The following is a 12162-nucleotide window of genomic DNA, read 5'->3' as shown; positions in this document are numbered from 1 at the left end:
CGGCCGGGCTATCTCAACTTCCCCCGTACATTCCCCAGACCGATGACGTTCTCCACGACCCCCCGGGCCGGGCGGCCGTATTTATCGAACCAGACGTACACCAGCCCTCCACCCGTGCCGAATATCTCCTGATCCAGAGAGATCCGGCTGAGAACCCCTTCCCGGGGAAAGAATTCATCAGCGGGGCGTTCCCGGGGGAAAAGAACCTCCACGACAATTTCCTCGGTTCCGTCACGGTCGAAGGTGGGGATGGCATAGCGCCTCCCCTCCTTGATCTGTCCGAAAAATCCCGCCCTGAAATTGTAAAAAGCGGTCAGAATATCGTTGGGGTCCCCTTCGACCATCGGAAGCAGCACATCCTTGTAAAATTCTCCATCGCGAGCCCGCTGGTACCTGACCTGGCGCTTCCGATAATCGAAGGAGTACAGGCTCGTCCGGTCCTTGATGTCGTCCCCCTTCCCCTTGACGATACGGGATTCATGGGAGAGCGAGCGCAGCCTTCCGTCCGGTCCCACCTCCATTTCGGAAACATAGCGCTGAACACGGTCCCGGGTGAGCCAGGCCGCCACTCCCAAGGTGCGGGCTTCCAGTACAGCGTGATAGGAATCGGGACGATCTCCCCGTGAGAATGAGAGTTTTCCCTGCGCCACCCGGTCGAACCAGAGAAAGGATATATCATAGGAAAGAGTCTCTCCCACCATCTTCTCTATCGGCGAGGGTCCCTGCAGAAGGTTGGGAAGATCGGTTTTCAACTCATCCCCTGATGCGGATGAGAGGAAAAAAAATACCATCAGGACTGTCGACAGAACAACTTTCATGGAGACAATTCTCTCAAGAGCAAGGCTCCTTCTGAGGTTACCGCTTGACATCCCCACTTGCTGCCCCTTAAAATCGCCATATTCGAATAATCATCATCCCTGGAAAGGCCTCATTCATGGAACAGGTTGAATTCGACAAGATGAAAAGCTTCGACCGCGAAGCGGAAATCCTCAAAGTGCTCGGCCATCCCATCCGGCTGAAGATTGTCGCCGGACTCATGTCCGAGACCTGCAACGTGAAGAAGATCTGGGAATGCCTGGAGCTCCCCCAGGCCACCGTTTCCCAGCATCTGGCCCTGCTCAAGAACAAGAGAATTATCGCGGGAAGGCGCGAAGGCGTGGAGGTCTTCTACCATGTCGTTTGCGAGGAAGCCCGCCGCATCGTGGGTGCTCTTTTCGAACCCAGCCCCTTCCAGTGAACCGCCTCATCCTGCATCCGGGTCACGACCGCCGCGCCCGCGGCGGTCACCCCTGGATTTTCAGCAATGAAATAAATTCCTTCGATGAAGAGCCGTCAGCCGGAGACGCCCTTGAAGTGGCTTCTCACAGCGGCGAGTTTCTCGGAATTGCCTACTTCAATCCCCATTCCCTGATTGCCGCGCGCATCCTTTCGCGGCAAAAGGAATCAATTGACACGGTCGATTTCTTCCGTCGTCGGATCACTTCCGCCCTCGATTACCGGCACCGGCTCTATGGACCTGAGGAAGCCCTGCGCGTCGTTTACGGCGAAGGAGATCAGCTTCCGGGGCTGGTCGTTGACCGCTACTGCAAAGTCCTTTCAGTTCAGTTCCTCACCCTCGGCATGGAGCGACGCCGCGATCTGGTGCTGGAAGCTCTGGTCGATATTTTCCGGCCCGCCGCGATCGTTGCACGCAACGACGTGGCCGTGCGGGAGCTGGAAGGGTTGCCTTGCGCTGTGGAACTGCTTCACGGTGAAATACCCGAGCCGCTGATCATGAAAGAGCATGGGTTGCAGTTCCGCGTCGATGTCCTGGGAGGACAGAAAACCGGGCATTTTCTCGACCAGAAGGAAAATCACCAGGCTCTCAATGGACGGGTCGAGGGCGGCCGGGTTTTGGACCTCTTCTGCTATTCAGGAAGCTGGTCGATGCATGCCGCCCATTACGGAGCCGCTGAAGTCATCGGCGCGGACAGCTCTCCCACAGCTCTGGCCCTGGCCGAGGAAAACGTGCGCCTGAACGGCCTGGAATCGAAATGTTCCTTTGTCCGCGCCGACGCTTTCGAACTGCTGAGGGAGCTGGGGCGCAGCGGCGAACGCTATCGCACCATCATTCTCGACCCCCCGGCTTTCGTCAAGAGCAAAAAAAAGCTGCAGGAGGCGATCAAGGGGTACCTTACCATCAATCGCCGGGCGATGGAACTGCTGGAGCCAGGCGGATTCCTCTTTTCCTGCACCTGCTCCCATCACCTGGACAGGGAAACTTTTTTGAACACCCTGCGCAAAGCCGCCGCCCAGGCAGGCCGCACGATCCGGCTCGTAGAGATGCGGGGGCAATCCTACGATCATCCGGTCCTGCTGAGCTGTCCGGAGACGGAATACCTCAAATGCGCGGTCCTTCAGGCCCTCTAAAGCGGGGCTGCGCCATACAACGATGAAAAAGGATGGCAGCCGCCATCCTTTTTCATCTCAACCCGTTGGGAAAATCACTTGCCGGCTCGGATCCTGGCAACCGTCTTCCCTCGAAGACCCCAGTTTTCCTCGGGCGTTTCCTCGATGATGACATGGGTGGTTTCGGGATTCTTGCCCATCACATCCCGCATTGCGTCGGTAATCCGCTCGATCAGTTGCTCCTTCTGCTGCTGGGAGGAACCCACCACGGTTTTGACAATGACCACGGGCATGACCAACCCTCCTTTCACTTAAAAGTCGATTTGTCCAGTATAACGGCGGCGCTGCCGGTTTTCAACGAAACAGAAATAGGAACCCCGGAATCAGCTCAGGCCGGTTTGCGGCCGATGCCGTAGATCACCTCGTAGGTAGCCGGGATGTTCTCTTCCCCTCCGTACCTCTCCCGGTAAATCTGGATCATCCGCTCCATCACCCTCCGTGAACCCAATCCGGGGGGCCGGCGTCCGGCGGCATTCTGAGCCCCGATCCGTTTCAGATGGCGCAGCAGGATCTCGACTCCCGGATGCCTTTCCACCTCGTAGACGCTGCGGACCAGCACTCCCTCGAACCCTGCCGCGACAAGAGCTGACCGCACCTCCTCACTGGAGGGAAAATCCTGAGCATGGGAAGGACGTCCGCCTCCGGTTTCTTCCAGGGCGAGGCGGTGTGACTCCCGCAGCTCATACAGTGTTCCTTCTCCGAAAAGAGCGAAGGCGAAACGCCCGCCCGGGGCAAGCACCCTGGCGCCCTCGGCAAAGGCCCGGGGCAGATCATTCATCCATTGATAGACAGAAGAGGAGAGAACGAGGCCGAATCCCGACTCCCTGAAGGGAAGATCCTGGGCATCGGCATCGACTGCCGCAACGCCAGGGACCGACCGGGCGGCATGCCTGGTCATTCCATGAGCGATATCGGAGACCATCAGGGGAAGTGCAGGGATAAGAGTGTAAATCTGCCGGGAAAGAGTGCCGGTGCCGCATCCCACCTCCAGCACCGGCCCTGAAATTGGTCCACAGCTCCTCAGCAGGTCAAGCAGATTGACTACCACCTTTTTCTGAACCACGGCGTAGCGATCGTACTCTTCGGCATGATTTGAAAAATGAAGGCGCACCTGACGGGTGTCGATAACAGATCGATTCATTCGCAGAAATTCCGCCATGCTTCAAACATCTCCTTGGGGCGGCTCAGAAAAGGAGCATGACCGACGCCGGAAAGCAGGACCAGCTGGGCCTGGGGGAGATGCTCCGCAAGGTAGCGGCCGGCGTCCGGAGGAACGACCCGGTCCAGTTCGCCGTGCAGAACCAGAGCAGGACAATCGATGCCGCCCAGGCTGTCGCGCTGATCTCCCCGGCGAAGCGATTCGAGAGCGGCCAGGGCCGTTTCGGCTTCCGGCAGTCTTCCCTGCCGCACGGCAAAGTCGATAATCCGGCGGTGGCGGACTCGGTCGATCTCTTCGCCGGCGAACTGCAGGGCGAAAAAGTCTCCCATGGCCTTGAGGTAGTCGCGCTTGAGATCGCGGGCCATGGCCCGAATCTGTCCTTCGGGTAAACCTTTCGACCAGTCTCCCCCCGAGGCAAAGCGCGGAGTTGCGGCGATCAGCATCAGGCGCCGCACCCGCCGGCGGACGGCGGGATAGAGCTCGAGCAGCACCTGTCCTCCCAAGGACCATCCACCCATGGCCGCATCCCGCAGGTCGAGGGCATCCATCCACTCCCGGAGATCGGCGGCGAAATCGGCGAATCCGTACCCCGGCCCTCCCCCGGAGGCGCCATGCCCGCGAAGATCCGGCGCCAGCACCCGGAAGCGGCTTGAGAGATGATCGAGGGCCTCGGTGAAAACGGCCGCGGACATGGCCCAACCGTGCAGGAGAACGAGAGGCGGTCCCTCCCCGGCTTCGCGCCAGCCCAGAGAGCGCCCGTCGGACAGTAGCAGGCGTCTCATCCTTCCCCCCCGACGGCACGGATGATCAATTCGGCGGCCAGTTCCAGGTCCCCGGGTTCGTGAACGGCCATCACCGTCGCCCTCAGCCGGCAGCGACCGCGCGGAACCGTGGGGGGTCGGATCCCCTGGACGAAAATACTTTCCGCGAGAAGATATCGAGCCGCCTCCATGGTCGGCGCCGGATCGCCGGTGAGAACCGGAACAATCTGGGTGGTGCTTCCCAGCAGATCAAGCCCCCCCTCCTGCAGCCGCCGGGCGAAAAACTCACGGTTAAGCCACAGCGCACGGCGCAGCCTTTCTCCCTCGGCACCTGCCACGATATCGAGAGCGGCAAGCGCGGAGGCCGGAACGGACGGAGGCAGGCTGGTGGAGAAGATGAAGGAGCGGCTATGGTTGATGAGGCTATCGATGACGATGCGGCTGGCTGCAAGGTAAGCTCCTGCGCAGCCCAAGGCCTTGCCGAAGGTCCCCATATGCAGATCGATCCCCTCCAGGCACCCCAGATGCGCTGCCGTCCCCCGGCCGCCTTCCCCCAGAACACCGGTGCCGTGGGCGTCATCCACCATGAGCAGGGCGTCGAAGCGCTCCTTGAGCCGCACCAGGGCAGGGAGCGGGGCGATGTCTCCGTCCATGCTGAAAACCCCATCGGTGACGACCAGGAAGCGACCCCTTCGTTTTCGCGCCTCCTTTGTCAGCAGTGCCTCCAGTGCCGCGACGTCGGCATGGGGATAAACGACGGTGCGTGCGCGGGCCAGGCGGCAGCCGTCGATGATGGAAGCATGATTCAGCTCGTCGGAGAAAATCACGTCCCCTTCGTCGAGAAGTCCCTGAAGAATTCCCGTGTTGGCGGCATAACCGGAGTTGAAGACCAGGGCTCCTTCCGTCCCCTTGAAGGCTGCGAGATGCTCCTCCAGTTGGACATGAGTCTTCATGGAACCGGAGATCAGTCGGCTGCCTCCGGTGCCGACGCCGTAGCGAGAAGTCGCCTCACGAGCGGCCTCGACCAGGGCCGGATGGTTCGCCAGGCCGAGATAGTTGTTGGAGCAGAGGAGCAGCATATCCCGTCCGTCTAGAACGACCCTGGGTCCCTGGGCGCCCTCCACAGTCCGGAGAAAACGCAGCATCCCTTTCTCCTTGAGTTCGTTCAATTGGTCCCGCCACCGGTCCATGCTCACTCCTTCCAGGGACGGGGCCCGTGCAGGGCGCCGATCTCATCGATCAAAAACACGGCATGCTCCAGATAGTCGATTACTTCTTCGACATCCAATCCCTCGCTCTGAAGGAAAAAGGCCCGACCGCCCCGTTCATCCCCCAGGGGCTTGAGGTGCGGGAAGCGAACATAGCCGTGGGTCGGGGATGCCACATAACCTGCGGTGTAGTCGGGATCGTCGGACCAGCACAGCTCGGCGACGATCCCCGGAGCGGACAGGACCTTGGCCGCCAGGACCAGCGCTTCCCGCACATGCAGGTTATCGAGGCCGAGGGGAGCCAGCCCTTCCCGCAGGCGCAGGGCGGCAGCCGGAGTGAGGTCCATGCGGCAAGCCCGCACGCCCCGTGTCCGGTCCGGTTCGAGACGCAGGCCGTCGGCCGCATCGACCAGCATCGCCCCGCGCATACTGCTTCCTTCCGGGGCGGCTCCGGCGGCCAGCGTCTGCATGGCGATGTCGGCAGCGGCGGGATCGACGCCGGCATCGGCAAGGAGAGCCAGGGCGGCCCGGCGGCCCTTGCGGTAGTCTTCGACCGTCAGGGTGGACAGATCGGGTAGCCTGCCGGTGCGAACGGCTTCGGGCGCCACGGCTTCCACGGTAAGGCAGATTCGCTCGGCTCTTCCCTTGGGGTGTTCGAGAGCCCGGCGCAGCAGAGAGGCGGCCAGCCCTTCCAGGTCTTCCTCCGCTCCGAGCCGCTCGGCACCCGAGAGGTGTCTTCCGCCTCGGGAAGCGTGCATGCGTACGCTGTATAGATCATGGTCCATAATGGAGCGAAAATTAGCACGGCGCCCCGTGGTTGTCAACCACTGCCGATCCAATGGTTGACAATTGGTTCATTTCCTCTTTTCTCACGAAACGCCTTGTGCTACTCTTCTTTGCATTCTCTGTTCAGCAGTTTTCCCGGCCACCCTCTCACCCAGAAATTCATCATGATTCCAGTTAAATCACCTCTGCTTGCCGGGGCATTCGCCCTGTATCTCTTCTCCGTCTTCCTTTATCTGCTTCATGTCAGATATCGACGCCCCCTCCTCTGGCGGGGCGCTTTTCTCCTGGTCCTGGCCGGCTTCTCGATTCAGACCTTCATCCTCGGTCTGCGCTGGACCGAAGCCGGGTACCTGCCGGTGACCAACCTCTTTTCCACCCAGTTTTTCTTCAGCTGGGCCCTGGCCGCCACCTACATCTACTTCGAACTGCGCTACCGCCTCCATGCCGCAGGGCTCTTCGTGATCTTTCTCAATCTTCTCCTGCTTGGAAGCGCCCTGCCCCGGGACCCAGCCATCCCGCCGCTTATCCCGACGCTTGACACACCTCTTTTCACCTTTCATGTCGCCTTTTCCTTCACCGGATATGCATTTTTCGCCATGGCCTTCTCCCTCGGAGCCCTCTACCTGGTGCAGCGTCGGCTCGCATCTCCCCTCCTTCCGGATCTGGCATTGCTGCGAAAGGTGAACGAGGAATCGATATTCCTGGGGTTCTGCCTGTTCACCCTGTGCATGATTTTGGGAAGCATCTGGGCCTACATCGCCTGGGGTTATTACTTCTCCTGGAATATAAAGGGGGTCTGGTCTTTCCTGGTCTGGATTTTCTATGCGGGGATGTGCCATGCCAAGTTCATCCGCCGCTGGCAGGGAACCGGCTATGCCGTACTTTCCATCGCTGGATTCGGAGTGGTCCTCTTCACCTACCTGGGCATCGGTCTGCTCCTCCAAAGCAACCATCCCCTCGACTGATGAAAGAGCCCCGCGGAATGAATTTTCCAACCCTGCTGACAAAATCCTGGAAGTTCCTCTGTTCTCTCAAGCTTGCCGTGTTCCTGGCTTCGAGCGCCACCCTGCTGATCATGGGCGGCTCACTGGCCATGCATTATCATCCCCAGGTCTTCGGAGCCATGGATCGCATGGTGCTGGGCGACTGGTTCGCCGCCATGGGCAATCGGAATCCCGGTCTTACCTGGTGGCTGTCGGCAGCCGGGGTCTTTCTCGCCTTTCTCGGGGTGAACACCCTGTGCTGCTTCATCGACTGGCTGCGCAACCTGCGGGCGCGGTGGAGAAAAACCGGCGAGTACCTCATCCATCTCGGCTTCGTCCTGGTTCTTGCCGCCTATTTCTGGGGGAGCCTGTCCGGATTCCGAAGCGAGGGAAACCGCCTTCTGGTCGGCGAGGTGCTGAGCCTTCAAGGCATGCCGGGGTATGCCCTGCGCCTGGAGGCGTTCGAGCCCGTTTTCAGTGAAAACGGCCGTCCTGTCGACATGCGCAGCACCGTCACGCTTCTCAAGGAAGGGGTGCCCCTCAAACGGCAGGTGGTCAAAACCAATACTCCCCTCACCTACCGCGACCTGGTCGTGGTCCCCGGCTCCTTCGGCCAGGTGGCTGAAGGGTTCCAATTTTTTCTCTCGGGGGGCGGCACCGTGTCGCTTACTCCGGGCACCGGCATTCCCCTCGATGGGGGAGGCATCCTGCGGGTGGTCAACTTTTTTCCCAACGCGGGGAAGCGGTCGGATCGAACGGCCGTTTCACGGGGAGAGAACCTCGGGGATCCGGCCATAGAACTGGAGCTTATCCGTCCAGGCTTCGATCCCTGGCGAGGTTGGTACTACCTGAGGGAGGGTTTGCCCTTTCCCCTCGTTCAGGCCGGAGTCCGGCTCTGGCCCACCGAGCCGGTCTACCGACTCTACAGCGTTCTCACCGTGAACCGGGACCCCGGCGCCGGAATCGCCCTGATCGGCGCCCTGGCCATGTTCACGGGGGTACTCTTCGCCATGGCCTCCTTCTACTACAAACGGGCAAGAGGAGATCGCCCCGACATCCGCTGACGTCCCGCAACGGCCCTCGGCCTATCCTTCCGCCCTGGCGTTCTGCTATGATAAATACGAATGGGAAGGAGAAGGAAGGTCGATCAATGGACATCTTTGCAGCGATTGCCGAACAGAAAATAACCGAAGCCATCCACCGGGGCGAATTGGACAACCTCGCTTTGAAAGGGCAGCCGATCCGGGCTGAAAATCTCTCCGATGTCCCGGAAGAGCTGCGCATGGGATTCAAGATTCTGAAGAACGCCGGTATTCTTCCCGAAGAACTGCAGCTCAATCGGGAAATTATCACCCTGAGGGACCTGATCGAATCCTGCCGCGAGCCGGACGAGCGCAAGGAACTGAAAAAGACGCTCACTGCCAGACAGCTCCACTATGACATCCTCATGGAGAGAAATTTTTCCCGTCCCGTCTACCGGCAATACGAATCCAGGATCAGGAAAAAACTAGGCGTCTAAAACAGGCGAGAAAATCCGCATACGCAAAAGGCCGCATCCATCAGGATACGGCCTTTTTGCGTAAATTCAGAAAAAGCGGAGCCGGAAAATATCAGTTTCCCATGGCCGAAGAGTTAACCTGCCTGGCGCCGCCGAGGACTTTGCGGATGCGGCCGGCGATACCTTCGGCATCGAGACCGTAACGGGCCTGCAGCTGCTCCTGACTTCCCTGTTCGACAAAGAAATCCGGCAGACCGATGCATGCGATGCGGGGAGAGATTTCCTCCTGCGCCAGAAGCTCCATCACCGCCGATCCGAATCCGCCCTGAAGGACATTCTCCTCCACGGTGATGACCAGGCCGGTGCGGTTCGCTTCGGCAATCAGCAGATCCCGATCAAGAGGCTTGAGAAATCGCGGGTCGACGACCGCCAGCGACAGACCATCGTCCGCCAGCATCTGGGCCGCCTGAAGGGCCGGCGCCGCACAGGTCCCAATAGCGAAGATCACCCCGTCACTGCCATCCTGCAGCTTTTCGCCCTTCCCAATCGGCACCGGAGACGGCACATCGTTCAGCGGCAAACCCGAACCCACGCCCCGCGGGTACCGGTAGGCGAACGGCCCCTCGTGCCCCTGGGCGGTTGCCATGGCCCGACGCAGCTCCCGTTCATCGCGGGGGACCATGAAGGTCAGATTGGGGATATGGCGCAGATAGGAGTAGTCGAAAACCCCGTGGTGTGTGGGACCGTCGGCGCCGACCAGCCCCCCCCTGTCCAGGGCGAAGGTCACGGGGAGATTCTGCAGGCAGACATCGTGCAGAACGCTGTCATAGCCGCGCTGCAGGAAGGTGGAGTAGATAGCGACGGTCGGACGCAGGCCGTTGCAGGCGATACCGGCGGCAAAGGTGACGGCATGCTGCTCGGCGATTCCTACGTCGAAGAAGCGCTCGGGAAACCGCTGGGCGAACTCCTTCAGGCCGGTCCCCTCGAGCATGGCCGCGGTAATAGCGACGATACGCTCGTCTTTTTCCGCCAGTTCCACAAGGGTCCGTCCGAAAACCGCGGTATAACTGGGAGCGCCCCCCTTGCTCCCTTGAACCTCGCCGCTTTCACGGTCGAAGGGGCCGACTCCGTGGTATAGAGGCGGGTTCTCCTCGGCGGGGAGATATCCTTTCCCCTTTTTGGTGAGAACATGGACCAGAATGGGCCCCTTGAGCCGGGAGACGTTCTGCAGGGTCTGGATCAGCTCGTCGAGATTGTGGCCATCTAAGGGACCGACATAGTCGAAACCGAAGGCTTCGAAGAGCATCCCCGGGGTGAGAAATCCCTTGAGGGAATCCTCGGCCCGGCGGGCCAGAGAGAGAAGATCCTTGCCGAAACGAGGGACATGGCCTAGGAGGTTTTCCGTCTCCTTCTTGAACCGGATGAACAGGTCTGAAGTCATCTTACGGCTGAGGAAGGAGGAAAGAGCCCCGACGTTGGGCGAGATGGACATCTCGTTGTCGTTGAGAACGACAATCAGATCCTTTTTGAGGTGCCCTGCCTGGTTCAGCCCTTCGAAAGCCAGACCGGCGGTCAGAGAACCGTCGCCGATGACCGCGACGATCTTCTCAGTTCCGCCGAGTGTATCGCGGGCGGCGGCTATTCCGAGGGCGGCCGAGATGGATGTGCTGGAGTGCCCAACATCGAAACAGTCGTGGGGGCTTTCCTCCCGTTTGGGGAAGCCGCTGATACCCCCCATCTGGCGCAGCGTGCCGAAACGTTCCAGGCGGCCGGTGAGGAGCTTGTGGGCATAGGCCTGATGTCCGACATCCCAGATAATTTTGTCCTTCGGTGTATTGAGCACCCGGTGCAGGGCGATGGATAGCTCCACGACCCCCAAAGAACTGGCCAGATGGCCGCCGGTGCGCGAGACCGTATCGATAATTTCGGTGCGGATTTCTTCGGCCAGAGACTTCAGCTCGGCCTGGGAGAAGTTTTTCAGCTCGGCGGGCGAACCAAGGTCCTTCAAGAAAGAGCTCATTTTGAATCCTATCCCTCATCCCCGGAATTGATGGGATAAATGCTGATTTCGCGAGGCAAAAACCAATGCCCCGGATCTTATGCTTTTACGATCAGGAAGAACGGTCGACGATATAACTGGCGATGCTGCGCAGGGGCTCAGCCGATTCCCCGAGCGGATCGAGCGCAGTCAGTGCCACATCCCGCAGCTCCCGGGCCCGCTGCCGGGCCTCCTCCAATCCGAGAAGTGCGACATAGGTGGCCTTTTCCCGGGCCTGATCGCTGCCGACATCCTTGCCGAGCTGCGCCTGGTCTCCGACCACGTCGAGTATATCATCGGCCACCTGAAAGGCCAGCCCCGCCGCCTCACCGTAGCGGGTCAGTGCGGCGAAAACCCCTTCATCGGCGCCGCCGATCAGAGCCCCTGCTTGAACCGACGCCAGGATAAGGGCTCCGGTCTTGTGTGTGTGGATATACTCGAGGGTAGGGAAATCAATCTTTTTCCCCTCCGACTCCATATCGACCACCTGCCCCCCCACCATCCCCAGGGAACCGGCGCAGCGGGCAATGATATGCACCACCCGTCGGATAATCTCCGGATCAATTTTCCGGCTGGTCTCGGAATTGGAAAGGAGAATGAAGGCCTCGGTCAGCAGGGCGTCGCCGGCCAGGATGGCGGTTGCCTCGCCGAAAACCTTGTGGTTGGTGGGGCGGCCGCGGCGGAAATCATCGTCATCCATGGCCGGAAGATCGTCATGTATCAGGGAATAGGTGTGAATCATCTCCATGGCACAGGCAGCGGGCATCACCCGCGCAGGGTCCCCGCCCACCGCCTCGCATGCTGCGATCATCAGAATCGGCCGGATGCGCTTGCCGCCGGCAAAGATTGAATAGCGCATGGCCTTGTGAAGACTGGCCGGAAGGGTGCTCTCCCCCGGCAGTACGGATTCGAGTGCTTTATCCACCTGACTTATGCGGTGATCGAAATAGCTTTTCAGGTCCATGAACTCTCCAGGGGGGAATTCACTCCCCGATGAAATTCTCCACTTTCAGGTCGCCGTTCCGCCCTCTGAGCAGAAGCTCCACCCTGGTTTCGACGGCTTTGAGGGATTCGCGGCAAAGAGCGGCGCACTTCACCCCCTGCTCGAAGCACTCCAGCGCCTCTTCCAGTGAGAGTTCGCCGCATTCGAGCCGGGCCACCGCCTCCTCCAGCGCTTTCAGGACGGCTTCAAAGGATTCTTTTTCCGGCATAATTCCGCTTCCATTTTATCTGAATTCATCAGATGTAAGGGGTAAAGACCAGGATATTAAAAAGATAATT

General features: G+C 60.1%; 14 protein-coding genes. 5 read left to right on the top strand and 9 right to left on the bottom strand.

Annotated elements, in window-relative coordinates; translation table 11 throughout:
- Positions 1–8 precede the first annotated feature (8 nt).
- On the bottom strand, positions 9–752 hold the full coding sequence (locus tag DTF_RS0113710; protein WP_162148646.1) for a DUF3108 domain-containing protein: 744 nt from the start codon (positions 750–752) through the stop codon (positions 9–11).
- Between the two features lie 182 nt (positions 753–934).
- On the opposite strand from DTF_RS0113710, the gene DTF_RS0113705 reads away from it, so the two are divergent.
- Both DTF_RS0113705 and DTF_RS0113700 read left to right on the top strand, forming a co-directional pair.
- Positions 935–1237: a helix-turn-helix transcriptional regulator gene (locus DTF_RS0113705; protein ID WP_027715772.1), complete on the top strand. Its 303-nt coding sequence runs from the start codon at positions 935–937 to the stop codon at positions 1235–1237.
- Positions 1234–2409 carry a class I SAM-dependent rRNA methyltransferase gene (locus tag DTF_RS0113700; protein ID WP_027715771.1) on the top strand — a complete coding sequence of 392 codons (1176 nt, stop codon included), beginning with the start codon at positions 1234–1236 and terminating at the stop codon, positions 2407–2409. The genes DTF_RS0113705 and DTF_RS0113700 overlap by 4 nt, the downstream gene beginning before the upstream one ends.
- 74 nt (positions 2410–2483) lie before the next feature.
- Here the strand turns inward: DTF_RS0113700 and DTF_RS0113695 are convergent, their stop codons facing one another.
- The 5 genes from DTF_RS0113695 to DTF_RS23580 form a co-directional block, all read right to left on the bottom strand.
- Positions 2484–2681: a 4-oxalocrotonate tautomerase family protein gene (locus tag DTF_RS0113695; RefSeq protein ID WP_027715770.1), complete on the bottom strand. Its 198-nt coding sequence runs from the start codon at positions 2679–2681 to the stop codon at positions 2484–2486.
- Between the two features lie 95 nt (positions 2682–2776).
- Positions 2777–3589 carry a methyltransferase domain-containing protein gene (locus tag DTF_RS0113690; RefSeq protein WP_027715769.1) on the bottom strand — a complete coding sequence of 271 codons (813 nt, stop codon included), beginning with the start codon at positions 3587–3589 and terminating at the stop codon, positions 2777–2779.
- Positions 3586–4389, bottom strand: coding sequence for an alpha/beta fold hydrolase (locus DTF_RS0113685; protein ID WP_027715768.1), 804 nt, complete (start codon positions 4387–4389; stop codon positions 3586–3588). Before DTF_RS0113685 ends, DTF_RS0113690 begins: the two co-directional genes overlap by 4 nt.
- A complete protein-coding gene (gene bioF, locus DTF_RS0113680) occupies positions 4386–5558 on the bottom strand; it encodes an 8-amino-7-oxononanoate synthase (RefSeq protein WP_027715767.1) in 1173 nt (390 codons plus the stop codon). Before bioF ends, DTF_RS0113685 begins: the two co-directional genes overlap by 4 nt.
- Before the next feature lie 2 nt (positions 5559–5560).
- On the bottom strand, positions 5561–6361 hold the full coding sequence (locus DTF_RS23580) for a 6-carboxyhexanoate--CoA ligase (RefSeq protein WP_081702973.1): 801 nt from the start codon (positions 6359–6361) through the stop codon (positions 5561–5563).
- A 165-nt stretch (positions 6362–6526) separates the two neighbouring features.
- Here DTF_RS23580 and ccsA point away from each other — a divergent pair, with 165 nt between their 5' ends.
- The 3 genes from ccsA to DTF_RS0113660 all read left to right on the top strand — a co-directional run bounded on the left by ccsA (position 6527) and on the right by DTF_RS0113660 (position 8864).
- Positions 6527–7327 carry a cytochrome c biogenesis protein CcsA gene (gene ccsA, locus DTF_RS0113670; RefSeq protein ID WP_162148645.1) on the top strand — a complete coding sequence of 267 codons (801 nt, stop codon included), beginning with the start codon at positions 6527–6529 and terminating at the stop codon, positions 7325–7327.
- Between the two features lie 17 nt (positions 7328–7344).
- Positions 7345–8409: a cytochrome c biogenesis protein ResB gene (locus tag DTF_RS0113665; RefSeq protein ID WP_027715765.1), complete on the top strand. Its 1065-nt coding sequence runs from the start codon at positions 7345–7347 to the stop codon at positions 8407–8409.
- Between the two features lie 86 nt (positions 8410–8495).
- Entirely contained in the window at positions 8496–8864 is a 369-nt protein-coding gene (locus tag DTF_RS0113660) for a DnaJ family domain-containing protein (RefSeq protein ID WP_027715764.1), read from the top strand.
- Positions 8865–8955: 91 nt separating this feature from the next.
- Here DTF_RS0113660 and dxs read toward each other — a convergent pair whose 3' ends face one another.
- From dxs to xseB, 3 genes are all read right to left on the bottom strand, one after another.
- Positions 8956–10863, bottom strand: coding sequence for a 1-deoxy-D-xylulose-5-phosphate synthase (gene dxs, locus DTF_RS0113655; protein WP_027715763.1), 1908 nt, complete (start codon positions 10861–10863; stop codon positions 8956–8958).
- Between the two features lie 91 nt (positions 10864–10954).
- A complete protein-coding gene (locus DTF_RS0113650) occupies positions 10955–11845 on the bottom strand; it encodes a polyprenyl synthetase family protein (protein ID WP_027715762.1) in 891 nt (296 codons plus the stop codon).
- A gap of 19 nt (positions 11846–11864) precedes the next feature.
- Positions 11865–12092 carry an exodeoxyribonuclease VII small subunit gene (gene xseB / locus DTF_RS0113645; protein ID WP_027715761.1) on the bottom strand — a complete coding sequence of 76 codons (228 nt, stop codon included), beginning with the start codon at positions 12090–12092 and terminating at the stop codon, positions 11865–11867.
- Positions 12093–12162: the final 70 nt, after the last annotated feature.

The organism is Desulfuromonas sp. TF (assembly GCF_000472285.1).
Lineage (GTDB): Bacteria > Desulfobacterota > Desulfuromonadia > Desulfuromonadales > ATBO01 > ATBO01.
Note: the sequence above shows the minus strand (reverse complement) of the source record. Positions and strands in the feature narration are given on the sequence as shown.